23 protein-coding genes are annotated in these 25,087 nt (G+C 41.2%); 5 read left to right on the top strand and 18 right to left on the bottom strand.

Annotation, left to right across the window (positions count from 1 at the left end; translation table 11 throughout):
• Positions 1-18: 18 nt before the first annotated feature.
• The 4 genes from ACFG4S_RS12095 to ACFG4S_RS12080 form a co-directional block, all read right to left on the bottom strand.
• Positions 19-2,232, bottom strand: coding sequence for a phosphoketolase (locus tag ACFG4S_RS12095; RefSeq protein ID WP_392535027.1), 2,214 nt, complete (start codon positions 2,230-2,232; stop codon positions 19-21).
• A gap of 391 nt (positions 2,233-2,623) precedes the next feature.
• Positions 2,624-3,226: a superoxide dismutase gene (locus tag ACFG4S_RS12090; RefSeq protein WP_392535026.1), complete on the bottom strand. Its 603-nt coding sequence runs from the start codon at positions 3,224-3,226 to the stop codon at positions 2,624-2,626.
• Positions 3,227-3,726: 500 nt separating this feature from the next.
• On the bottom strand, positions 3,727-5,334 hold the full coding sequence (locus ACFG4S_RS12085; protein ID WP_392535025.1) for a bifunctional pantoate--beta-alanine ligase/(d)CMP kinase: 1,608 nt from the start codon (positions 5,332-5,334) through the stop codon (positions 3,727-3,729).
• A 205-nt stretch (positions 5,335-5,539) separates the two neighbouring features.
• Positions 5,540-6,649: a septal ring lytic transglycosylase RlpA family protein gene (locus ACFG4S_RS12080; protein WP_392535024.1), complete on the bottom strand. Its 1,110-nt coding sequence runs from the start codon at positions 6,647-6,649 to the stop codon at positions 5,540-5,542.
• 947 nt (positions 6,650-7,596) lie between these two features.
• Here ACFG4S_RS12080 and glsA point away from each other — a divergent pair.
• Positions 7,597-8,556: a glutaminase A gene (glsA, locus tag ACFG4S_RS12075; RefSeq protein WP_392535967.1), complete on the top strand. Its 960-nt coding sequence runs from the start codon at positions 7,597-7,599 to the stop codon at positions 8,554-8,556.
• A 150-nt stretch (positions 8,557-8,706) separates the two neighbouring features.
• On the opposite strand, the gene ACFG4S_RS12070 is transcribed toward glsA, so the two are convergent.
• The 4 genes from ACFG4S_RS12070 to ACFG4S_RS12055 all read right to left on the bottom strand — a co-directional run bounded on the left by ACFG4S_RS12070 (position 8,707) and on the right by ACFG4S_RS12055 (position 12,510).
• Positions 8,707-9,564 carry a nucleotidyltransferase domain-containing protein gene (locus ACFG4S_RS12070; RefSeq protein WP_392535023.1) on the bottom strand — a complete coding sequence of 286 codons (858 nt, stop codon included), beginning with the start codon at positions 9,562-9,564 and terminating at the stop codon, positions 8,707-8,709.
• A 62-nt stretch (positions 9,565-9,626) separates the two neighbouring features.
• Positions 9,627-10,442, bottom strand: a complete 816-nt coding sequence (locus ACFG4S_RS12065; RefSeq protein WP_392535966.1) for a DUF1838 domain-containing protein — start codon at positions 10,440-10,442, stop codon at positions 9,627-9,629.
• 334 nt (positions 10,443-10,776) lie between these two features.
• Positions 10,777-11,964 (bottom strand): AbrB family transcriptional regulator, encoded by a 1,188-nt coding sequence (locus tag ACFG4S_RS12060; protein ID WP_392535022.1) that lies wholly within the window; start codon positions 11,962-11,964, stop codon positions 10,777-10,779.
• A 297-nt stretch (positions 11,965-12,261) separates the two neighbouring features.
• A complete protein-coding gene (locus tag ACFG4S_RS12055) occupies positions 12,262-12,510 on the bottom strand; it encodes a hypothetical protein (protein WP_392535021.1) in 249 nt (82 codons plus the stop codon).
• 213 nt (positions 12,511-12,723) lie between these two features.
• On the opposite strand from ACFG4S_RS12055, the gene ACFG4S_RS12050 reads away from it, so the two are divergent.
• The 3 genes from ACFG4S_RS12050 to ACFG4S_RS12040 all read left to right on the top strand — a co-directional run bounded on the left by ACFG4S_RS12050 (position 12,724) and on the right by ACFG4S_RS12040 (position 14,435).
• Positions 12,724-12,918: a hypothetical protein gene (locus ACFG4S_RS12050; protein WP_392535020.1), complete on the top strand. Its 195-nt coding sequence runs from the start codon at positions 12,724-12,726 to the stop codon at positions 12,916-12,918.
• A gap of 344 nt (positions 12,919-13,262) precedes the next feature.
• Entirely contained in the window at positions 13,263-13,943 is a 681-nt protein-coding gene (locus ACFG4S_RS12045) for a hypothetical protein (RefSeq protein ID WP_392535019.1), read from the top strand.
• Between the two features lie 87 nt (positions 13,944-14,030).
• Positions 14,031-14,435, top strand: coding sequence for a hypothetical protein (locus tag ACFG4S_RS12040; RefSeq protein WP_392535018.1), 405 nt, complete (start codon positions 14,031-14,033; stop codon positions 14,433-14,435).
• An 80-nt stretch (positions 14,436-14,515) separates the two neighbouring features.
• On the opposite strand, the gene ACFG4S_RS12035 is transcribed toward ACFG4S_RS12040, so the two are convergent.
• From ACFG4S_RS12035 to ACFG4S_RS11990, 10 genes are all read right to left on the bottom strand, one after another.
• A complete protein-coding gene (locus ACFG4S_RS12035; RefSeq protein WP_392535017.1) occupies positions 14,516-14,851 on the bottom strand; it encodes a hypothetical protein in 336 nt (111 codons plus the stop codon).
• Between the two features lie 215 nt (positions 14,852-15,066).
• The gene (locus tag ACFG4S_RS12030) at positions 15,067-15,429 is read right to left on the bottom strand and encodes a Lin0512 family protein (protein WP_392535016.1); all 363 of its coding nucleotides are present in this window, start codon (positions 15,427-15,429) and stop codon (positions 15,067-15,069) included.
• A gap of 196 nt (positions 15,430-15,625) precedes the next feature.
• Positions 15,626-15,994: a cyclic nucleotide-binding domain-containing protein gene (locus ACFG4S_RS12025; RefSeq protein ID WP_392535015.1), complete on the bottom strand. Its 369-nt coding sequence runs from the start codon at positions 15,992-15,994 to the stop codon at positions 15,626-15,628.
• Between the two features lie 413 nt (positions 15,995-16,407).
• Positions 16,408-16,791 carry a DUF1634 domain-containing protein gene (locus ACFG4S_RS12020; RefSeq protein WP_392535014.1) on the bottom strand — a complete coding sequence of 128 codons (384 nt, stop codon included), beginning with the start codon at positions 16,789-16,791 and terminating at the stop codon, positions 16,408-16,410.
• Position 16,792: 1 nt separating this feature from the next.
• Entirely contained in the window at positions 16,793-17,629 is an 837-nt protein-coding gene (locus tag ACFG4S_RS12015) for a sulfite exporter TauE/SafE family protein (protein WP_392535013.1), read from the bottom strand.
• 222 nt (positions 17,630-17,851) lie between these two features.
• Positions 17,852-19,081, bottom strand: coding sequence for an ABC transporter substrate-binding protein (locus ACFG4S_RS12010; RefSeq protein WP_392535012.1), 1,230 nt, complete (start codon positions 19,079-19,081; stop codon positions 17,852-17,854).
• A gap of 122 nt (positions 19,082-19,203) precedes the next feature.
• Positions 19,204-19,941 (bottom strand): peptidoglycan-binding protein, encoded by a 738-nt coding sequence (locus tag ACFG4S_RS12005; RefSeq protein ID WP_392535011.1) that lies wholly within the window; start codon positions 19,939-19,941, stop codon positions 19,204-19,206.
• 117 nt (positions 19,942-20,058) lie between these two features.
• Positions 20,059-20,451: a hypothetical protein gene (locus tag ACFG4S_RS12000; protein ID WP_392535010.1), complete on the bottom strand. Its 393-nt coding sequence runs from the start codon at positions 20,449-20,451 to the stop codon at positions 20,059-20,061.
• A gap of 261 nt (positions 20,452-20,712) precedes the next feature.
• Positions 20,713-21,441 (bottom strand): hypothetical protein, encoded by a 729-nt coding sequence (locus ACFG4S_RS11995; RefSeq protein ID WP_392535009.1) that lies wholly within the window; start codon positions 21,439-21,441, stop codon positions 20,713-20,715.
• Between the two features lie 613 nt (positions 21,442-22,054).
• The gene (locus ACFG4S_RS11990; protein ID WP_392535008.1) at positions 22,055-22,213 is read right to left on the bottom strand and encodes a hypothetical protein; all 159 of its coding nucleotides are present in this window, start codon (positions 22,211-22,213) and stop codon (positions 22,055-22,057) included.
• Between the two features lie 313 nt (positions 22,214-22,526).
• Between ACFG4S_RS11990 and ACFG4S_RS11985 the strand changes: the two genes are divergently transcribed.
• Positions 22,527-25,001, top strand: a complete 2,475-nt coding sequence (locus tag ACFG4S_RS11985; protein ID WP_392535007.1) for a response regulator — start codon at positions 22,527-22,529, stop codon at positions 24,999-25,001.
• Positions 25,002-25,087 lie beyond the last annotated feature (86 nt).

Raw genomic sequence — 25,087 nt, 5'->3', positions numbered from 1 at the left:
TCCAGACTACATAGAATATTAATGCACTAATGCGATCGCTCTTTTTGTCAAAGCTTCGGCAGTCAATCCATTAAATGCCATCAACTCGCCAGCGCTGGCTGTAGTTTCGCCACGTTTCCAAGCGAAAGTGTCGCGCTTCGCGTTACTCCTTAACAGAATCGGTTCTAGCATCGCCGCCGCACCACCTGTCACCGCAATTAGCGCATCGCCATCAAATAATTCGGCAAATTTCGCATCATCCAAGAAACCGCCTTCGGGTTCAGAACAGGTATCCCACGCAGTATCATCACTACGGTACAATTGCCGAGGATTAATTACAGAAACTATCTTAACGCCAATACCTTCATTTTCTAAGAAAGCCGCAGCTTCAAATACAGGTATTAATGTTAAATCACCAATTACAGCAAACACAACTTGTTTATCGCCAGCGACTTCATGTAACAACACCGCACCATCGCGCAACCCTTGACGAGTTTGTTCTAAAGTTGTACGAATTGGCAATGGTGACTTACTTGCTGTAATCACAATTCCCTTATTCTTAGTTTTCAATGCCCAGTCATAACAGACTTGAATACTATTAGCATCAGGCGGAAATAATGGAAAAATATTTCCATTTCGCATCAAGGAAGCAAAGTAAGCTTCAATTTCTGGACGTTGGTGAGTCCAACCGTTGCGCCCTTGCTCTAATGCCCCAGCTGTGAATAAAGTAATAGTCGAGGGTGTGGGACGGCGCAATTCTGCCATTGCTTGGGTGACAGTTTGCCAAATTGGTAATCCGTTGATGGCAAAAGATTCGTAAGAACACCACAAAGTTCTCGCACCCATTAACGCCAAACCCGCAGCTAAACCGGCACAAGCATCTTCACTCAATGGTTCGTAAACTTGTCCGTTTGGTGCTTGGTTATATAAGTCGTCGGTTGTGGGATGGATAATTTTTAATGCTTGGTTAATGTTAGCAATTCCCGATGCTTCATTACCATCGGCGTTGGTGACCAGAAAATTTCCATCTTTATTTCCAACTATTCCTACCAATCGTCCCATTGCTGTTGTAGAAACTTTTGGTTCGCCACCAACGGCATATTCTTCTAAAGGTAATTCGCCTAATTCTGGCAATGGTAATTCAAATTCTGTTACCACTGTTTTGGCTGCGGGGCCACCACCTGCGCGTTCGGCATTTGTTCTGACTAATTGCCAAGCTTCCGCAGACAAAGCACGAGTTTGCAATGCACTAACAATGTGTGGCGCATCCAGCGTATCTTTCGGATAAAGGTTGTGAGATTTTGCACCCCGCGCATGAACTCCTGCACCTTTAAGTTGTTTAATGATAAAAACAGTAAGCTTACCACCCAGTGCCGATCGCGCTGCTTTATCTATACCCGAAAGCACTGCTTGGGTAAATGCTAAGCGTTTCTCAAAGGAAAAGGCAGTACTATCAACGTAATCCCCTGGTTGGTTTCGATCGTCAAAATCTTTGGCATCCACTAACACGACTTCATCAAAACCGTTACCTTGCCAATATGCTTGCATTTGTTCGTTGGTTTTGAGAGAAACCATGCTGTGGTGTTCTTGGCTGTAACCGTTCCACACCAACACCGGCAAGAAATTAGTGACAGCAGGATAAGCTGTATGGAAGTGGGCGATCGCACTGACAATATAAGGCTCACCCAATCCACCATCCCCAACTGTAAAGGGAAATAATTTATCTTTGTGCAACAGTGCAGCCGCCATTGCAAAGTGTTGTCCTTGTCCCAAAGGTCCAGCAGGTGCGAGAATACCGGGAATATAACCAGAAAGGTGTCCTAAAAGTCCGTGCTTTTCTCGGAAGCGATCGCGCAATTGTTGGACTGTAAAAATTCCCATATCCTCCAAAGAGCGATCGAGAAACATCGCACTGTAAAATCCGGGGGCGTGGTGTCCGACTTCCGTGATAATATTTTTGTATCCCAGCATGACCAGAGATGCATAAGCTTCAGCTTGACTGGCGAATCCACCGGGATGCCCAGAAGCCTTACTACCAGTAACTTGTAAAGTCAGGTAGCGGAGGGCATCAGCAGCCAGTAAAGTTTGATATACTGCATTCGGTTCTGTGGGAGATGCGATCGCTACTTTGCCCGAATCGATAGCAGGTGTTGCACCGTAAGTTTCAAAACCTGGTAGTGCTTCACCAAAATATTGAATACCTTCAGAAAAATCGGGAAGCGCTGAAGATGCCTTTGGAGAGATTGCAGTCATGCTGAGTACCTTATGACGATGAAATGAAACTGTAGATGCTGGGTGAATTTAACAAAAATTCTACATCTTTGATGTTGTAACAGTTTATTTCTTTTTTGCAACTTCAGGATAAGTACTTTAAATGGTTCGCCAACCGAAATTTCAATTAGCTTAAATAGTAAAAAGGGGTCTTCAGTACTCAGTATGCTAAATTAATATCTATACTGTAGGGGCACACAGATGTGCGCCCCTAACTGCATAACTTATTCAAATGAGAGTCGCTATATTTTTGCTTTACACAAAAATACCCATACCCTAAAGTTAGGGCATCGGCAGACTTTTCGTGAAATAGACATTTCATCACTGCCGTGCCCCTACTTGTTGGATAATTTATTTTTTGGTCTTCTCTTGATTATGCTTGAGCCAAGTTTTCAGCAGCAAAGTCCCAGTTCACCAAATTTTCTAAGAAATTCTTGATGAACGCTGGACGAGCATTTCTGTAATCAATGTAGTAGGCATGTTCCCAAACATCTAAGGTTAAGAGTGCCTTTTGACCATGAGCTAGAGGGTTCTCTGCATTTGGTGTTTTAATCACCTTCAGGGTACCACCATCATCAATTAGCCAAGACCATCCGCTGCCAAATTGAGTTGCGGCGGCGTTAGAAAACTCTTCTTTGAATTTGTCGAAGCTACCAAAATCTTTATCAATCTTGGCTGCGAGGTCGCCAGTGGGTGCGCCGCCACCTGCGGGTTTCAAAGAATTCCAAAAGAAGGTGTGGTTCCAAACTTGGGCAGCGTTATTGAAGATTTTTGCTTTAGAGGAGTCTTTGAAAGAAATTTGGATCACTTCTTCCAAGGACTTATTAGCAAGTTCTGTACCTTCAGTTAGCTCGTTCAGGTTGTCTACGTAAGCTTTATGATGTTTGCCATAGTGATACTCGAAAGTTTCAGCTTTCATACCATATGGCTCTAAAGCATTAATGTCAAAGGGTAGTGGGGCTTGTACAAATGCCATGATGCGATCCTCTCTTTAGCGGTTTCCAGTTTTTAAGCTATTGCAGAAGCTTATAAAATTAACAGCTTTTATTTTTGGCAGTTTTATGTCTTTCACGATCAAACATAAAACTTAACAAGGTCATTCTACTACCAAAGTGAAGACGAAAACAAACTACTCCTCTAATAAGTAAAATTAGCCAAATTCCGAGGAAAGAATGATTATAAATAAAAATGACTAATATTTCCCAGCTAGAGACCGATAATTAATTAGCATTTAGTAATTAAAGCTTTCAGACTTCTACCTTTAGTAGGATTAATTGCAATATCAAAAGTCAGTCGAAAGCGAGGTATTTTAATACTTGAAAGTAATCTAAGATTATATATCTTTGGTGGAATCTTATTATTTAATATTCTATATTTTAGATGATTTTCGGGTGCTGTTTTGAGGATGGTAAGTGAATAATCACTCACCCACCACCCTTTTGTACTAACAAACTAAATAGCAAATAATCGTGGTGATTACCACTCAGATAAACGTTGCTGGTAGTAGCTAACAATTTGTGCCGTAACTTCAGACACCTCTAAACCATCGGTTTGAACTTCGATCGCATCTGCTGCCTTTTGCAAAGGAGAAATCTTACGTGTACTATCTTTCCAGTCACGTTCGGCAATGTCACGTTCCAGCTGCTCTAAACTAACTTCGGGTTGACCTGGTTTGTTAAAATCTTGCTGGCGGCGACGTGCCCGTTCACTCACAGAAGCGGTTAAGAAGATTTTCACTTCGGCATCAGGGAACACATGAGTGCCGATATCCCGACCTTCAGCGACTAAACCACCTTTTTTCCCCCAGCTTTGCTGTTGCTTCACCAGTGCTTGACGTACATAGCTTTGTGCTGCGATCGCCGATACTTGGGATGTGACCTCAACCGTGCGAATTTTCTCGGTAACATCAGTACCATTAATCCAAACCCGCACCGGAAATTTTAAATCCTGGGTGGGAGTCAGTTCAATTTGACAGCGATTAGCTAATTCAGCGATCGTACACTCATCGTCAATGGCAATACCCTTTTCCAACACTAACCAAGTAACAGCCCGATACATTGCTCCTGTATCTAAATAGACTAAATTCAGGCTTGCTGCCACTTGACGCGCCACAGTCGATTTTCCAGCACCCGCTGGACCATCAATGGCGATGATAGGTTGGCGATCGCGCAAAATGATATTATCAATCAAACGTGTAGAACCCAGACGAGCTGCGATCGCCAGCATTCCTTCCTCCTCAACTTTTTGTAAAGACATCAACGTAGTCGGTTCAACCAATTCAATATATTCCACTAAAACCGTGCTGACCATTCTCGCTTCTTGCTGTACTATTGCGATCAACTTGTTGCGATCGCGCAGGCCTGCCCGAAACGCAGCTTCAGCCTTTTGCAAGCCACGATACAGCACCGCTGCTTGCTGTTTTTCTGTTGCAGTCAAATATTGATTACGAGAACTTAAGGCAAGACCCGACGCTTCCCGTAATGTTGGACACGCAACAATTTCTACTGGCAAATTTAAATCAGCTACTAACTGCTTAATAATTGCCAGTTGCTGGCCATCCTTTTGACCGAAGTAGGCTCGGTCAGGCTGTACCAAGTTGAAAAGCTTGGTCACAATCGTAGCGACACCCTGAAAGTGACCCAGCCGAGAACGACCACACAAGCCTGTTATCATAGCAGATGGGGGGATAACTTGTGTAACTTTTGATTCTTGTATACTCTTCTGTGGTACAGCCATTTCTTCCGGAGTCGGCGCAAAAATCGCATCCACCCCAGCTTGTTCGCAAAGTTGTTGGTCTTGTTCTAAAGTGCGGGGATAACGTTGATAATCCTCATTGGGACCAAATTGCAAGGGATTGACAAAAATACTAACAATCACCGTGGAATTTTCTTGCCGCGCCCGTTGAATCAAGCTTAAATGACCTTGATGCAAATTTCCCATTGTCGGCACCAGACCGATTGCCGTCTGGTGCAAGCCATTCATCTCATCCAGCGCCAGATTTTCTGGAACTGCAGTTAGCTTGTTTTCCAAGCAGCGTTTAGTTAAATAGCAGCGTAAAGCCGCAACTGTTGTCAGCAGGCGCACAAAAATACCCCTAGTTCTCTCATCCCTCCCCCGCTAGTTTATATCTGAAATCGAAGGAAGAGATGGTTGAGCTAGAGGAATTAAGTATTGGCGATTGGCGATTGGGTACTGGGTACTAGGAGTGTGGGAGGGGAGGTTTGGTGAGATTATGGGGTGAAATTCTCTCCCCCAGTCCCCATTACCCAGTCCCCAGTCCCCAGTCCCTTTATCTACCCAAGACTTCAACGTGTACTTGTGCCACGCCACTGCCCATCATTCCTAGAACCCTAGCAGCACCAGCAGACAAGTCAATGATTCTACCCCGAATGTAAGGTCCTCGATCGTTAATCCGCACGATGACAGAGCGACCATTGCTGGTATTAGTTACACGAACTTGTGTACCAAAGGGTAAACTGCGATGGGCGGCGGTCATTTCTTCTGGGTTGAATCTCTGACCGCTAGCAGTACGATTGCCGGAACCATCATAGCCGTAATAGGAAGCCATACCTTTGAAGCTGATTCGCACGCCTCCAACGCTAATCTGTTGAGGTAGCTTAGGCATTGATAATGGCAGAGGCGCTGGTAAATTCGCAATCTCTTTTAGGGGTGATGCATTGCCTAGTAGTCTCCGGAAGCGATTAGTTGCTTGCAATGCATCTTGAGCGAGATTGTTGGTGGTATCTGCTAGTCGCGTACCTTCATTGATTTCTACCAATTCTTGGCCGTTAACTTTGATTGTATAGCGATCGCCAGATTTTACTTGCACGGGGTTGCTCTTGCTTTGGGCAAGATTTGCAACTGTAGATCCGCCCCCTGCTTTCCAACTGACTGTAATCTGACTCGCGTCTACATTTTCCCGGTTCAATTGGTTGATCTTAGCTGCAATTACACCAGCTATCTCAACCGGGTCATTGTCAACAGCGCTAATCTGATTATTGCCACCGTTCCCATTTCCTATATTCCCAGCTTTGAGTGGGTTGCTAGCAATAAGGGCGTATGATTGTACGCCCCCATTTCCCACCATTGCACCAACTTTTTTAGTCTCAACACTCGTATTTGGTATAGAACTCAAAAACGTCAGAACAGGAATATTTTTGATATAAAGAGTTGCCGCCTTACGTCCTCCAATGTTGTAAGGATGAATTTCTGTAATCACAGCATCCAAGGTTTGTTCCCCTGCTCTTGATTTGTAATCTCCCACCTTCACCACATTAGAGGCTGGTGATTTTTGGGAAGCTAGTGCATTCCCCTTGGTGGTTTGAGTGCAACCAACTGTAGGTATACCCAAAACAGTCACAGATAGAGCAACAATAGTCCAAAAATGTCTTTGATTCATGCGTCCAATTTTAAAGCGACTGTAGAACTTAAGAAAACTTAAGTCTTTATGATTCGCGGGATTTTTTACTAGTGAGAGTGAATTCCCTTCGTAAAACTCGAACTCGTTCCGCTTACACTTTTTATTTTGTAACTGCAACAGACTAGCATGAACCTTTTGGCTTGGGGATCAGGGTTTTAGCGTAATTCTCGGCAACTTAATCAAATTCAAATTGTCATTTCAAGGGTGAAACCTTGCTCAAGTGCGGATTTTAGCTATGTAACGTTTTTTTCGGCAAGTCAAATTTTTATTAAAAAAACTTTACATTTTTTGTGAACCAAACTCATGATACCTTGTTCACATCTGTTTATAATGCTCATAACTAAGTGTGTATTTTAAATAACATATATTCTTGTTCATTTACCGAAGTAAATTAATATAACTTTCATTAAAAGGCATCGGCATAAATACTCAAAATTACTTATTTAATTAAATCTTTAGATTTTTGTCAGAATAAGTTGTCATGGGACTTAGATATAAAATAAGTATGCGAATTACTTGAAATTAAGTGTCTTTTTTTTGCAGTTTTTTCTAGCTAAATTAACCATGACTTGTATCATCCCTTACTAGGTTAAAACTAGTAGCATATATAACTTGTTCTAGCAGTATTACTGTGTATCAAAAAAAGGATAATACTCAAGCTAATCTTTTTTGTGATTAATCGTCAAAAAATTAGAAAAGCTTGGCGATCGCTTGGATAAATTTATTGTTTGTAATAAAAAGCACAAATAGCCTATTTACCTCTAAGTACTTACTCAAGTATGATTTTTGAGTGCAAGTTGTCAGAGCATTTTTCAAAATTTTTGCAACAGATAAATTCTCTGTAGGGGCGCTATGAATATGTAGCAGGTATTTCGTAAAATGCTATCAGCCTCATACTAAACCAAGTAAATGAAGGAGATTGAGAAATAGACTCATCGTCATTATTAACTGTTCTCAACGAGTTGTATTCCCAGTACAAGTCATTGCAGGAGGGTACAGTAGCAAACTATATTCCAGAATTGGCCAAGGTAAATCCGGAATTGTTCAGTATTTGCATTGTCACAGTAGATGGTCAGATTTACAAAGTTGGGGACTATGAGCATTTCTTTACTATTCAGTCAATTTCCAAGGTATTTGCTTATGGGCTGGCCTTAGAAGATCATGGACGGGATTATATATTAACTAGAGTTGGCGTCGAACCCACAGGGGATGCATTCAACGCCATTATTTTGGATGAGCAATCGAAGCGACCTTATAACCCAATGGTAAACGCCGGGGCGATCGCCACCACCAGCTTAATCAAAGGATCTGATCCCACGGAACGCCTGAATCGGATGCTGGAGATGTTTAAGCGATATATTGGCCGCGATATGTTAGTTGACATTTCAATTTTTACCTCAGAACGCAGTACAGGACATCGCAACCGCGCAATGGCGCACTTGATGCTCAACTTTGGCATGATCGATCGGAATATTGAAGAAGCGCTGGATCTTTATTTTCAGCAGTGTGCTGTGATGGTCAATTGTCAAGACTTAGCAGTGATGGCGGCTACCCTCGCTAACAGAGGTATGAACCCCATCACTAAAGTACAGGCGGTAGATAAGCCCCATATCAAAGATATTTTGAGTGTGATGTATACCTGTGGGATGTACAACTTTGCAGGTGAGTGGGCTTATAAAATTGGTATTCCGGCGAAAAGCGGAATTTGTGGCGGGATTATTGCTGTTGTACCCAATAAAATGGGCATTGGCGTGTTTTCGCCGCCACTGGATGCGCGTGGTAATAGTGTGCGCGGGGTAAAAGTCTGTGAAGAACTTTCCCAACGTTTGGGTTTACATCTATTTGATTGTTTAGGTCAAGAGGCGAAATTTGGGATTGGGGATTAGTGGTCTGTCAAATTCATTTTGACGGTTAGAGAGACGCGATAAATTGCCGTCTCTACAGAGAATTTATCGCTCACTACAAACCCATCAAAATTAATGGACTACTAGGGACTAGGAAGATTTCCCAGTCCTCTGGCTCAGATAACCGTTTTCTTAGCGCGATTTGAAGTCATCTATTACTGTTTGGAGATACTTTGTAGAGGCTGCTTCTGCTTGAGAGCGGATAATTAACTCTGGATTTTTTAATGTCGAGCGAAGTTGGCAGTAAAAGCGAATGGTATATTGGAGCGATCGCGCAATTTCTTGGGCGTCGTGTTTAGCGGGAATAGTCTCACGAAAATCGCTCAGATAAGATGGAATTTCCCTTTCTAAATTCCTGACACCGCGTGGAAGCAGTCCAGCTTGCACCTTGGCTAATGGGGCTAGAACTATGGCGCGTATAGAAGAAAGAGCATTAATAACTTCAAATAGTTCACCTCTTCCTAATTTAGTTGCACAGTAGTGTACCCACACCCAGAAGCGGTCTTCAATCCACTGTGGATCAAAGGGTGGATAGTTTCGTGGATTCTCACAAACAGCTAAGGTTAGTAAATTTCCTCGCTCCCAGAGAACAATAGGATTTTCTATGCGGTCTGTTTGGAAATCTTGTAAAAGCAAAAACTTCAAATCGACGTGTACAAGAGGACTGTCATACAGACAGATTAACAATCTTGGTTCGCCGACGTGTTCGCCAGTAAAAGCAGCCAGCAGTTTCCCCAGTCTGCTGGCTAAAAGCTGACGCTCCTGTAAAACTTGCTGATAATGAACATCATCTACAACAATAATGAGATCCAGGTCGGAATACTCATCCATTTCTCCAGTTAAATAGGAACCAGCGATCGCTACACCTAGCAAGCGGTCATCCGTCTTCAACTTTACCAGAATCTCTTCTAGAAGCTCTTCTTGGGGTTCGGGAACAGCCATACTATCTCCGAATGGGGCATGGGGCATGGGGCATTGGTCATTAGTCATTGCTAGAGACGCGATTAATCGCGTCTGTACAATAGTCAATTCAAATGACAAATGACTTCTTTTCAAAACTCCTCGGCTTGGGGAAGGGGGAAGATTTCACCAGCCAAATAAGACTGAAAATGCTTTTGGAAGTATAACCAGGAAGTCATATCTTCCCCATCTATCAATGCTTGTGGAGCTTGTTTATATATTGGAATACGGTTATTAATTTCGTCTTGGAGTAATGGGGGTAGTTCTGATAAACCATTGACCTTACCGCCAACAGCACTGTAGATCAGTTGACCGGAGCGATCGCCCATTTTCATCCAGGGAAGCCATTGGCCTATTCTATCCCAACTCAGTTTCAGTTCAGAAACTGAAGAGAGTGCCGGATTGAATAAATCTGCTGTTGGCACAGTTAATTTAAATAATTCCGCTGCCTGATAAATTGGATGTGGGCTGTATTCGGCAAATTTGGGATCGTCTGCTAGGGGATTGGGGTAATAAGGAAATATATCAAAAATGAAAGTTGTACTCTCACCATCTACTTGAGCTGGAAAATTTCCCTTAAACATACCCTGCACGGGATTATTTGCCACGTGAATCACCGGAACCGTCTCGCCTGTCCAAGGATTCTCCCATTTCGTCAAAGCTTCATCTGTCTGTGGATTCAGGTAGTAAGTCAATTCCCTAGAAGTAAAATCCCAGCCACCTTCTGTTGTGGGAATACATCGGCTGACACTCAATCCCAGTATTTTAAATAAAAGTTGTCTTTTCTTGCCGGGGATAAAAGCGTAAATTTTACCTTTCCAAATCAGGAAAGTCGATTCTTTAGGGTCGAGGGAAGAACGAGTTTTAACCCAGTGCTGCGCTTCAAGTTCTTGGATTTCGGCAACCATCTCAAATATCCTTAGTACCTGGATAACAAAAGAATAAGCTAATAAGCTGTCATTGGTCATTGGTCATCAAAAAAGCGAACGGGGTTGGGGAAACAGTTTTTTCTATTTCCTGTTCCCGTTGGCAACCATAGACCCCTAGAAGTATCAAGTAACAAGTTTTGCTTGGGGTCTAAATCCCCTTTTCCATTACAAAGAAAGGCAGAGGGCAGAGGGCAGAAGGTAAGATAGATCAGTCTCACATCGCATTTTCATGCTTGAGTATGAAACTTGTTTCATCGGGACTGCCTTCTGAATCCATCTTTGAAATTGTCAAAAACCAATGTCCCATACCCAATTAAACTGGTTCTGAAAGTTTCTCATCCAGACGGCGAAACAAAAATACCCAAAGAGGTAGGGAACTGTTAATCGCTATTAATCGGACTAAATGACCAGTTGTAACAATTTCAACATTATGATTTAATGCTAGTGAAACTAAAATCATTTCTGCTGAGCCTCCTGGTGCTGTAACTAAAAGACAGGTTAACCAGTCCCAAGAAGTTAATTGCATGGCAAGTATAGCAGCGATCGCTCCGGTTCCGAGAGTCATTGCTACAGACATCAAGGCATAACCAATAGTTCGCTTGGTAAAGTTGGGTTTGTCTCCCCAATACTCACCAATAGTAATTCCCAACAGCATTTGACCAAATAAGTTAATTATTGGTGGTGGAGTAAAGCTAATATCACTTACAAAAGGTAGGGAATTTAGTAAAGGATTAAACCCAATACCAATTAACAATGCACCAAAAAAATCGCCAGCGGGAATTTTAAATAAAATAGCGGGATAAACTACTAATCCAGTGATTAGCAATACCAATAAGAGTAATCCTAATTGAGATGGCTCGAAACTAAGCAAAGCACCTTTGACATTGATTGTTTGTAGATTCCAGTAATTACCAACTGATGTTCTAGCGATGAAGGGAATCAGAAAAACTACTGAGGTGACGCGAATCGCTTGAACTAGGGCAACTAAGGTGACATTTCGATTGTAATCGGCAGCGATCGCTGCCATAATTCCTACACCACCTGGAACTGTAGCCAGCATTGCTGTCAAGAGGTTAATTTTACTGACGCGAGAGTAAATATAACCAATGCAAGTTCCACTCATCAGCAGAAATAAGGTGAGAAAAATAAAGATGGGAATACCAGAAGCAACACTAGCGAGATTAGTGTGGTTATTGGAAGCACCGACAGTTAAGCCGACAAGTGCCATTCCCACTTTTCTCGCAGTGCGGTTAGGTTTAGGTGAATTTTCATAGAAAACTCTACACCCTTGAAGAACCACTGTACCAGATGCAATTCCCGCAAATATCCAGGCAATTCCACCAATGTGAAACTTTGCTAAGAATAAGCCTAGAGGTAATGCCAGAAGTATTTCTAAGGCAAGGACAATTAGTTGTTTTACAAATAACTGTTTTTTGCTAACAGTAGGATTTTCATGAGTGTGTTCTTGTAGGTTCGGAGCAACACTTACGCTTTGATTCATCGATACAAGCTTTTTTATTAATTTAATACTAATTTAGAAAAAAAATGCGATAGATGATAAATGTAAAATTCAGCTGATGCGGACTAGATTATACATTGCGATCGCTAAGACTGTTCTTTGTCATTGGTTATCTGTCCTTGGAAATACAAATGACTACTAATGAGAACCATCTCCTAACGGAGGTGCTTTGCTGGTACTGATCTCAAGGGCGGGCGAGATGCTCACCCTAGAATAAATGAATAGTTGGATATTTTTTTGTTTGGAACTCCGTATAAATTATTGATTGTAACTCATTATTTATTTGTCCTCTTGATTACTTATTTTCTGGTCGAAATTTGTGCTTTCCTGTTTTTGGGCAATATTTTCTACTGGCTTGCATTGCCTTTTGTCAATATCTGACTTAATAATGAGTCCCTTAGTATTGAGCGATATTTCAACTTGGTATTGACCATTCACCATATTAATCGCAGCGTAAGTTACTGTACCAAACATCATCACTCCGCAAAGTGATAAGATAATTTGCACAATTCCCAGTTGTCGTTTCATTTTTAAAGCCCTAATCTCTTATATTCCCATTACAACTTGGTGCTGGCTGAGAATTGAGTTGAGAAACAGTCACCGATTAGACAAGTTTTAGTTGATTATCGGTTAAGTTCAGGATGACTCTAATATCTAGAGGGCAAGACGTTATGACTAAACAGCTTTGCTATTTAGCGAGTATAAAAACCTGATATACTCACAGCAGTTTCTCGATGAGGAATGATGGCGCGATCGCTCCGAGTAGCCCCAGAGTATATTGAAAAAGTTAAGTCAGCACCTCAGTTTAACGGCTATCCCAGTCAGCAATCTTTGGCTACTGATATAGGATTTTCTCTCTCGACAGTCAAAAGCTTCCTCACTGGTAAACCTGTTGACTATCTAAATTTTGTAGAACTTAGCAAAAAATTGGGTTAGAGTGGCAAGACATTGCATACAAAGAACCAGAAACTCAGCCAAATAAACCTCAGCCAACTAACGGCGAAGCATCACCTTTCATCACTGGCACACCCATCACCCACCCACGTTACTTTTTTGGACGCGAAAAAGAATTAAAACGTCTCTTCAACTTACTCAAACGCCATCCCCTACAAAACGCCGCCATTATCGGCAAAAAGCGCAGTGGTAAAACATCTCTCCTGCACTACCTAAAAAATATCAGCACCACCCCCATAGAGCAGCTGCGTCCTGAGCAAAAATCTGACTGGCTAACGTATCCAGAAAATTACTGTTGGATTTTTGTAGACTTACAAGACGCACGAATGCAAAGCCGAGAAGGTCTGCTAAAGTACATCCTAGAATCACTGAAGATGCAAGTGCCGACACCTTGCGATTTAGATCGTTTTATGGATGTAGTCAGCGATAATTTGCATTCTCCCACAATTATCTTATTGCATGAGATTAGTGTTGGATTGGAACGCTGTCCAGAAAATGAACCACTAAACCAGAGATATCGAGATTGGATTGAAGAATATCAATTTCAAGGACTAGGAGTAAGCATTATTTCTTGTTGGGAAATTGCCACCTTCACTTATTTTTATGAATGGCTAGATGAAGTAGAAGAGGCTTTAGAACAAAATACCGCCTTACTAGCGCTAGATGAATTCGAGGAGCTAGACAAAGCTATAGCTAAAGGTCGCTTTGATGAACAGGATGTTTTGGGTATGCTGCGTCACCTTATCCAACATCGTCCCCGTTTTAAGATTTTACTAGCTGGCTCTCATACGATCGCAGAATACCAGCGCTGGGCTAGTTATCTCATTAATGTCCAATTAGTGCATATCTCTTACCTCAAAGAAGCGGAAGCACGACAATTAATTGAACGTCCCGTCAAAGATTTTACCCTCCGCTATGAACCCAACGCTGTCCCTGGATTTCTCACAAGCGAGAAATTGAGGGGTGTCGGGAGTGTGGGAAGTGTGGGGAGAATGAGGAGAAATTGAGAATGGGCGCTTCATGTCGCTCGCTCGCTTTGTGCAACGCAGCACCTCCCACACCTCCCACACCTCCCACACCTACCCACCCTATTAGTGAGAAATTCGGGTGTCGAGGGAGTACTGCAACTCACCCGTTGTCACCCATTCTTAATACAACTACTCTGTGCGGAAATTATTGTCCTCAAAAACGAGCAAGACCCCTCTATCCGGCGATTTGCAACTTTAGCTGACGTGGAAGCAGCGATACCAGAAGCTTTGCAAAGTGGTGGCTTTTTCTTCGCTGATATTCAAAACAATCAAGTAGATGCCACTGGACAAGCTATTCTACGTTTTATCGCCGCTCAAGGGGAAGGGGTTATAGTTAGCCGGCAAACTCTATTACAACAGTTCTCCGATGCTAATATTACCCTCAACTTGCTGTTACAACGTGAGTTAATTGAGGAAATTGAAGACGGTTATAGGTTCCAAGTAGAATTAATTCGCTGCTGGTTTGTTTGAGTTCAGCGAACAAGGGAAAAGAAAGAAAAATAGTCTGTGTCGCTCAACCAACCTAATTTTATTGTTAACTAAATTCTTCTTTAATCTTCATCAAGCGCCGGGAAAGCTTCCTCAAATTGCCATAACCTATCTTTATTTTCAACGAACCAAATACGAGTTTCTGGAGTTAATTTACTCCAAATATCTTCAAATGGAACATGAGGAGATGAGTATTGGTAGTGCTTACCAAGTGATTTGAGATTGTCCGTTACATCACGGGGAATTCCGAATTGTTCCCAGTCAACTTTGACATTTCTTCCCGAAACTCCCGCTGTGGGATCGAAAATCAATTGTGCAGATCTGACTAAATCAGCAAAGTGTTTCGGTTTGAGTTTGGTAATTTCTTGAATGAGTGATTCGTTATGTTCTTGAGACATTTTACCAGCAGTGGTGAAGATTAGTAGTGTATTAAATCAGCGAAGAGTTCAAAGGTTTTTAGTTGAGAATCATAAATCAGCGAACATTGGTAAATGTTCCAGAATAACTGTTTTCAATTCCCGACTCAAACTTTGATAACTGATAACTGATTTTTGAACTTACTGCCAGAGATTTTTATCCGAATATTTTTAGTTTAGCGCAGAGCTTCAGTTAATTAATTTTCAATTAGAACTGTAACAGCAGCGATCGCAATCAACATTTCGTCATTTTGATCGTTGAGTTCCGGAATAGCTCGCCCTTGGACTATCATCCCTCCAGATTCTACTGTCAGGGTTTTCTGACCAAATGGTAATACAGCTAGTACCTCCTCTTCCCTAACTTTTTCTGGATATGGTACTGCTATTTGAACTTCCACAATCATTTCATTCGGGTGACTCAAACCAGCGACTTCCCAAACACCAGGTAAAGCATTGTGAGCGATCGCATTGCGTACTGCCCTAGATGCTGCTACTGTTGGTTCTTGTCCATGCTGATCTATTCCCATTCCCATTTCAATAATCAAGCGTTTACGCGCCATTGCAACCTCTGACAAATTTTGCACTTGGGTCAGATACAAGCGATTTTAGGGACACAGTATTACTGTGTCCCTGACGTGTATCATCTGTATTGCATCAAAACGAAAAGCGCTATATGCAATTTATCTACTGAACAAGATTTCTTAGCCTTTGATCCGTGTCATCCGAAAACGATGAGGTTTTTGATTTGTAATTACCCTAAAGCGTATGCAACAAGCGGCTCAGACGCTCTGAGTAACTTCTCATCACCATTAAGGCAAACATGGGTGTTTCCTGAACAGCAAAGAGAAACCCTTTTTCATCCAGGAAAGCAAGTTTGCAGTTTGTCTTGGCAATGGCTGTGTAAGTTCTATTTTTTACACCCACAAGTATGCCAGCACCAAAAACCTCACCGATCTCAATGGTTTCTACAACCTTACCATTGACTAATATATCAACTTCTCCTTCGATAATGCCGTACATAATATCACCAGACTGTCCTTCTTCAAAGATGACATCCCCTGGTGAAAATACTTTAGGATTGGGTTGTTTTTGAAATATACTGATTGTTACTACAGGACTTAGCATTAGAGCAACCCCAAAATTGTTTTTTTCAATGAAACTTTTGGCTAGGCATTATGAGAACCCAGAAAAGTATACTACTTTCTGTTGCTTAACTCCAATCTCTACAAAATGCCTGATTGGTTAAAGAATGATTAACGATTATTAAAGGTGGATAAATCTAGATCAAATCCTCTTAGGACTTACGCAAGTGTTACAAAAAATGAAAACTTTTAGTTTGTAGTAAGGGCTGAAGCCCTAATTTTGAGGACTAAAGTCCTCTCTGCGAGACGCTGCGCGTAGCTTGCTTCCCCGGAGGGGTACACTACAAACTAAAAATAATATGCCAGTTGCGTAAGTCTTAACTCTTTAAAGAGTATTTATATTTTAAAGATGTATAACAAGCCGCTAAGTAGTAATCACAACTACCTTACCCTCAATTAATTTCCACTGAGGCTGATGAGCAACCCTAGTAGTACAATTAGGGTCACAATAATATACGTACTGTCTCGCTGTCGCGCAAAAGCTAATAGTGAGAACGCAACTCTAGCAACAGGAGTAATTATTAATAGCAGTAATCCCAGTTGGATAATACCACGACGACGACCTGAAAGTGCTGCGGTGGCAACTCCTTCAGGGCTACGAAAATAAGGGGGTTCACCACGAAAAATTTGATAATTAGGAGCCTCGTTACCATGACGAATTAAGTACAAAACTCCACCAATAAAAACTATAGTGGTAGCGATAATTACTCCATATCTTAAAAGGTTGCCAACTAATATTTCAAATTGTCTCTCGCTAAAGTTTTGTCTATTGGCTGGCATTTCAAATCCTCCCTGTCAAACCGTTATAAATCATTTGAATTCCCAAGAGAGAAATTACCAGGCTAAAAATAGTTCTTAAAATTCCTACTTTGACTCTAATTAAAACCTTTGCTCCTAACAACGCTCCTAACAGTACACCCAACATTACAGGCATAGCTAAAGCGGGATCGATGTAACCTCGTTTTAAATAAACTCCTGCACTAGCGGCAGCTGTCACCCCAATCATAAAATTACTGGTGGTGGTGGAAACCTTAAATGGAATCCGCATAAATTGATCCATTGCTAATACTTTGAGTGCGCCGGAACCAATACCTAATAAACCAGAAAGTATTCCAGCAACAAACATGAGACTAAAACCCGCAGGTACAGCACGGACGTTATAAGCTTGTTCACCTTCGGGAGTAGGGTAACTACTATTTAACCGCAAACGAGTTGCCAGGGAATCGGCAGGTTTACGATCTTGGTGTTCTGAGTGGGGTAGACGTGAGAGGTAGGCACTATAAAGTAAAATAACGCCAAACACCACAGCGAGTATTCTAGTAGGAGTATAAGCAGCAATGATTGCCCCGGCGATCGCTCCAAATGTCGTTGCGACTTCCAAGAACATCCCCAACCGCATATTTGTATAACCTTCTTTGACATAAGCAGAAGCCGCGCCGGAGGATGTCGCAATTACAGATACTAAAGAAGCACCAATTGCGTAATGAATATCAACCTGAAAAACCAAAGTTAATAGGGGAACAAGTATGACTCCACCCCCTAAACCGGTTAACGCTCCCAAAAACCCTGCACTGGCAGAACCAAGCCAAACCAATAAGGTAAATTCTAGAATATTCAAGCGATGCACCTTCGCTATTCAGAACAAATTAACGGTTTTACGAGTAGGGTAGCACAGCTGTGCCATACTACAGCCGATTCATTTGTTAGCAATATTTCTGGAAATACTATTAATTACCTAGAAGTTTAAAAACCACGAGAAAAATATCGGCGTTGCCCAATAATTAGATAATTGGGGCTGACACGGAGATGCGGTGAATATGTATCGAGCCAATTTCTCATTTCAATTTATATTTAAGAATGAAAATTTACCATTAAGACCTTTTGGTTCCATCTTCAACTGTGCAACATAAAATTCCTTTTGAATCACATCACCTGTTGGTGTAAAAGAAATTTCACCGAGAGGAGTTTGATATTTTCCTTTTAATAACTCCTGATTTAATTCTGTACGCAACTGTGCCAGAGTCAATTTATTAATCTTGCTTTTTTTATCTAAAGATTGTAGAGCTTCTACATATACCTGCACCGCTGCAAAAGCTTGAGCGCTGACTTGGGGTGGTTCTCTTTGATATTGTTCAACGTAAGCTTTGCGAAATGCGGTATTAATTTCACTAGGATACACAGGGCTATAAGCTTGAGCAACAATCACGCCTTCACAAAATGCTCTGCACACAGAAAATATATGCGATGTGTTAAAACCATTCCCCCCAATAATTAATCCTTTATAGCCAAGTTCTCGCAGTTGTTTAACTAAATTACCTCCATCTACCGCTAACCCCGATATAATTACTAAATCTGGTTTTAAATTAATAGCGCTGCTAGCTTGAGCTTGAAAATCGGTATCTGTAGTTTGAAACTTTTGGACTGTGATTAAATTCAATCCTAAATTTTTAACTGTGTTTTGAAAAATCTCAGTTTCCGATCTATTGAAAGCATCATTTTGAGCGTAGAATACAGCTACTCTTTTAATTTGAGGGTTTTGTTTGAGTGCAGCTTTCACAGAATAAGGAGCAACCACAGCCACAGATGAAGAAACACGAGCAACATAATCACCGATTTCGGGAATGCCTTTAGCGGTATTTGATGCTCCAATAACTGGGAGTTGATTCCGTTCTGCGATGGGGTCGGCGCTAAAAGCCTGTTGTGATAAAGTAGGGCCAATTATACCAACGACCTTATCTTGATTAATTAAAGTTTGAAAAGCATTAATAGCTCCAGCTTCGTCGCCACTAGTATCTTGAAATACTAATTTAATAGGTCTACCATTGATGCCTCCTTTGTCATTAAAATACTTTTGGGCAATTTTTACTCCATCAGTTCCCTCTTGACCAAGTAATGCTATGTTGCTTGTTTGGGCAAAAGCAATGCCAATGGGAATAGCAGCAGATGTAGTTGTTGTTGCTGTTGCATTATTTGCAGAATTGGGATTAGTGCTGCCACTTTTGCCACAGGCTATCAGCAGCATAGAGCATATAAATAAGAATGCAGTTTGAGAGGCGATCGCATTTTTCATAGATGCATAACTATATAATATGGTGCGTTAAGGTTTTAGCCTAACGCACCATATTATATAGGAAAGATAGCTGTAGATTCGATTTTCTCAGATTGTAACTGCCGTTGCCTTAGGCTATTTGTTTACTTTTTATTCCAGAGATTGATAAATTCTTTATAGATGGCTGGAGTTATCTGACTTTGTAAGTGATCTAGCGCATCACGATGATTTTGATTGTTGTTATCATAATAAGTGAACAGATTTGTTAGCTTGACAATTTCCGGGTTTTGATCGTTTGTTCCCCTCCATTTATTAGTAACTTTGTGTAAAACGTCCTTGGGGAGATTTTGTTGTAAGTTATTGAGCGCTGCAATATAAGAGGGATTTTGAGGGTTCTTTTTGAATTGCAAACATAAATCTATCAGCTTGGGTTGAGCTTGTGGCTGGGGCTTATTTGGTGTTAGAGTGTCTTGCTGGAGAATTTGACGCTGTTCAACACTAGCAATGCCATTTTCAGTTAGACCTTGAGATTTCTGAAATTTCTTGACAGCTTGATAAGTGGCTGGTCCATAAAAAGGCTTATCTGAAGGGATTTCAGCATTAGTTGCAAAACCATGAAACTTCAATCTATTCTGAAGCCCTTTGATTGTATCCTCCATTACTTGTCTAGTATCGGCATCAGCATTACCATTCACCGCAAGTTTTGGTGAGTACTGTTTTTGAAACTTTTTAATGGCTTCTTCGGTAGGATCGTCAGTTAAGGAGTTATTATTGCGTTTCCAGGGAGCAAATTGGGGATCGGGGTTAGGATCGATCTCAGCAGCTAAATATCCCAGTCCAATCAATATATGACGGATGACTTGAGGACTATAAACGGCCATAGTTTTTGGTTCCTTGACTACTAAATTCAAGTTTATGTATTCTATTTTACAGAAAATAAGTGGGGCGCATAGCTATGCGCCCCTAGTAATGGCTATACTTAAGGCTATATAATGTCACTAAGCGGTTTCAGCGCTCTGCCGTGATTTTTTCTGTGCATTACGTATCCGAGTTGCTCGGCTTTTGCGGATGCGATCGCTTTTACGAACACCACCCGCCATCATATATTCGCAACTGTCTTTACCGTACTTGACGGCAACTCCCATCAACATTCTCTCACTCATGCTGCTTAAGTCTTTTTCCAACTCTTTGAGCTGAGTTCGCAAAGAATCAATTACTGATAAAGCGTGATTATAGGTATCAATTTTATTTCGTAACTCCTCAATTAATTCTGTCAATTTTTGCAAGCTATAACCATTACCAAAATCAATATTTGGATCGATCTTTTTCAGTCCAGACGCTCTTAACTCCGCCTTTTCTAGAACGCGAGATATTTGTCTTTGACGCAACATAAATTAACTCTTCTCAGAAAATTATAGGGCTAGTTTGCCTTACTTAAACTACATATCGGTTCAGGATATTCCACAAATAATTGTATTTTTTGTGACAATATTAATGGTTGGCGATCGCTGCGATCTTAAAACTGCTTTTCAGTAGGCGATCGCTAAGGGACTGACAAATAAAAATATCCCCCTGTCAACAGTCAACAGTCAACAGTCAGCAAATTCAAGCGGTTGTTTTTATTTCTTGGAGTTCCCTAAAATCTTTTCACGTCATCCCTTTTCTTTGATTTGTTTAGATGTAGCTTCCATAAAGTTGATAAAAACCTGTATTATCTGATGAATCCCCTCACTACCTCCTGCAATTAAACCTCCTGTTAATAAAGCATCTAAAGAACGAAAAAGAACTACTTGTATTTGGTTATTTAAATCAAGAATTACTAATGGTTCAATTGAACGAATACCTATTGCACTGATTAAAAGACCGAATAAAAGGGATGTCCATAGAGCAATGGTTCGTGTATCAGCCTTATAAGCTGCTCTTTGGCGTTCTTTTATATTTAAATCATCTAGCTCGGGTTTTACTGTTAATAATACTTGTTCTTGATTTTTGATAAAATTTTGGATGATTTGCTGTTCTAAACTCATTCCTTCAGATGGTAAACTACTAGTTTGATTTGATTGCAAACCAGCCGATTTATTTTGCTCATTTTGTTCTGTAATTACTCTTATTTTTTCATCAATTATAACTTTTTGCTGTTGAATTTTAATATCTAGCTGTTCGATGAACGGACTTCGCCAAGTAGTGATAAAAACTTCGAGAGAACGCTCTAGTAGTAAAGAAATAAACAACGGCAATGTCAGTACTTGTATAATATCATTAACGCCAAATGCTTTGAAAACAAATGGTTGAGATGATAACCAAGCTGACAAAGTTACTATTAGAAAACTAATAATGATTAACCCAATAAATAGAGGAGATTCTGAAGAAAGCTTTAGCAACGTTTCTATACTCCTGTTGCGCGTCACAATATCTAATACAGCTTTCCGGTGAAAACTGCACCTGCTGAGTAACTTAACAAGGTTAATTTGATAGAACAGTAAATACAGCAGTTTTCTTTTGCATGAGGTACAAAGCCTACGGGTTTGGAGGTAGGAGGTAGTAATGATCTTGAGTCCTACATTTTTTACCTCAGTTACTTGCAAACTGCTGTAACTTATCAAACGACTTTCAGAAATTAAATTATTCAATTTTGGGAGCGAAGAAGATCGTTACATTCTTCTTCACCTGCAACGCCAGCTCGCCAAAGCGATGAAATATCTTTTAGTTGGAAGTCCCTAATACCAATTTAACGTGAAGTTGCACATATCTTGATCCCCCTAAATCCCCCTTAAAAAGGGGGACTTTAATAGATGTTTTTCTGGTTCCCCCCTTCTTAAGGGGGGCTAGGGGGGATCGAATTATATGCAGCTTCATAAAAAATTGGTATAAGGGTGTAAGAGTTACTGTGTATACACAGCAGAGGAGCAGAGGAAGCAGAGGAGTAGAGGAGCAGAGGAGCAGAGGAAGTGATTTGTATCAATAATTTCGTTGGTATAAGTTAATTTTTGCAAGTCAATGCAAAAAAGATGTAGGTCGATGCAACAAAGATGTAGGTCGATGCAACAAAGATGTAGGTCGATGCAACAAAGATGTAGGTCGATGCAACAAAAGTGCAGGTTGGTGCAACAAAGGTGCAGGTCGATGCAACAAAGGTGCAGGTCGATGCAACAAAGGTGCAGGTCAATGCAACAAAGGTGCAAGTTAAAATACTTGTGTGTACACCATAGATTTCCCAACATACGATTTAGGTTGGAGACTTCCAGAAATTAAATTATTCAATTTTGGGAGAGAAGATGATTGTTAGATTCTTCGTCCTCTGCTTCCCATGCGTCCCCTGCTTCCCCTGCTCACCGAAACGATGGGATATTTTTTAGTTGGAAGTCCCTTAGCGTCTTCAGTGCGTAAGTTCTAAAAGGTTTATGATTTTTAGAAGGCTGCTTTTGGGCTTATGATTTGAAGAAAATCGGACTTGTACCCAAATCAAATGTTACGAATTCTCTTGATTGATGACAATCCGAACGATCGCCTCTTAGCAATTCGGCAACTGGAACGTGAGTTTTCTGACCTCCAAGTAGAACAAGTTGCTACAGCAGAAGACCTTGCTCAGGCATTAGAGAGGGGGGAATTTAACTTGGTCGTCACCGATTATCAATTGCGCTGGAGTAATGGTTTAGAAGTCCTAAACACAATTAAAGCTAGTTACCCTAACTGCCCGGTAATCATGTTTACCAATAGCGGTACTCAGGAGATTGCTGTAGAAGCAATGAAGTCTGGATTGGATGACTATGTGATCAAATCTCCTCAGCACCAAGTACGCTTAACAGTAGCAGTTCGCTCGGCTTTAGAACGAGCTGAAACTCGCCAAAAAGCAGCAAATTTAGAAATTCGCTTTCAAACTCTACTCAACCGCTTAAATGTTGGGATTTATCGCGCAACTTTTGATGGTTCTTTATTGGAATGCAACCCAGCATTCCTGCGTTTGATTGGGTTGGGAAGCTTACCCCAAGAGCAAGCGAGTCGGTTGATTGAGCTTTATTTTCAGCCAGAAGACTATACTCAGCTAATTAACCAACTGCGACAAAATGGTGAAGTGCGCGATCGCGAAATGCAATTGCGACGAGCTGATGGTAGTTTAATTTGGGTGCGTCTGAGTAAAACTTTCACCAAAATCGATGGTAATAGTATCATTGATGGCTTAGTAGAGGATATTAGCGATCGCAAGCAGGTAGAGTTAGAACGAGAACAACTGCTCATCAGCGAACAAGCAGCTCGCATGGAAGCTGAGGCGGAAAAGCAAAATTACAGTTTATTGTCTGAAGCCAGTCGATTGCTTGTATCTTCCCTGGATTACCACACGACTCTGGCAAAATTGGCAAACTTGGTAGTTCCAACTTTAGCTGATTGCTGTTTTATTGATATTGTGGAAACTAATTTGACAGTATTTGAGGAACCAGTTGTTGCAGCCGCTACTCCGGAAAAAGAAGTACTGGCGCTCCTACTCAGACGGTTTTATTCCACCTCAGTAGATGCTGACTTTGGTGTGAGAAAAGTTTTGCAAACAGGCGAACCAGAATTAGTTACTGATGCGGCGGCGAATTCTTTTTTGGTAGGAATGAAGCAGGATGCAAAAACCCAACGGTTGATGCGCCAGATAAATATTCAATCTTACATAATTGTGCCGTTAGAGGCTCGCGATCGCAAGCTGGGTACTATGACTTTGATTACCACCCAAGAGAACCGTCGCTACACTCAAACTAATTTAAATATGGCTCAAGCATTGGCTCAGCGAGCAGCCACAGCAATTGATAATGCTCGGCTTTACCAGCAAGCAATAGATGCAAATCGCATCAAAGATGAGTTTCTCGCTGTTCTGTCTCATGAAATCAGAACTCCCCTAAATCCTATTTTGGGTTGGGCAAAACTTTTGCGTAGCAACAAACTCGATCCAGAAAAGACTGCTTTGGCTCTGGAAACCATTGAACGGAATGCTAAGTTACAAACTAAACTCATTGAAGACTTGCTAGATATTTCTCGCATCTTGCGAGGTAAGCTCAGCCTCAATGTTTGTCCAGTTGATTTAGCAAGCATTATTCGAGCCGCGATGGAAACAGTACGACTATCAGCAGAAGCAAAATTAATTCAAGTTCAATCTAGTCTCGATCCTGCTGTTGGTCAAGTGTTTGGAGATCCGGGGCGCTTGCAACAAATCGTCTGGAATCTGCTCTCCAACGCGATTAAATTTACTCCTGAAGGCGGACAAGTTGAGATTTATTTAGAGCAAATTAATTCTCAGGCTCAAATGAGAATTAGAGACACAGGTAAAGGAATCAGCGCAGATTTTCTTCCTTATGTTTTTGACACCTTCCGTCAAGCCGATAGTGCAACCACGAGGAAATTTGGCGGCTTAGGTTTGGGATTGGCAATTGTCCGTTATCTAGTAGAAATGCATGGTGGAAGTGTTTTAGTAGAAAGTTTAGGAGAAGGTCAGGGAGCAACCTTTATTGTTAAGTTGCCGATGATACTTACCGATTCAATTGAGAATAGTAAAGAAAGCGATACAACGGCTAGTGATACTCCAGCTTTTGGTGGTCTGAAAATCGTAGTTGTAGATGACGATCCTGATTCCCTAGAGTTAGTTAGCTTCATACTTGAACAGCATGGAGCTACAATCACCGCTGTATCCTCAGCAATAGAGGTGCTAGAAATATTAGCACAGTTAAAACCAGATTTACTCGTCAGCGATATCGGAATGCCAGAAATGGATGGTTATATGCTACTGAGACAAATCAGATCCCTTAGTCCAGAACAAGGAGGGCAAATTTTAGCGATCGCTCTCACAGCCTATGCTGGAGAAGGCAACGAACAGCAAGCAATCAAAGCCGGTTTTCAAGCCCATATTACCAAGCCAATAGATCCAGCCCAGTTAATTACAACCATTGCTAACTTAATCCAAAATTAATTCCTAATTTATAAGTAGGTTGGCGTAATTAAAGCTAACTAGTGGGGGTTGTCATTTGTCCTTTGTCATTAGTCATTAGTCATTAG

It is taken from the genome of Nostoc sp. C117, from assembly GCF_043099735.1.
Taxonomy (GTDB): Bacteria; Cyanobacteriota; Cyanobacteriia; order Cyanobacteriales; family Nostocaceae; genus Nostoc.
Note: the sequence above shows the minus strand (reverse complement) of the source record. Positions and strands in the feature narration are given on the sequence as shown.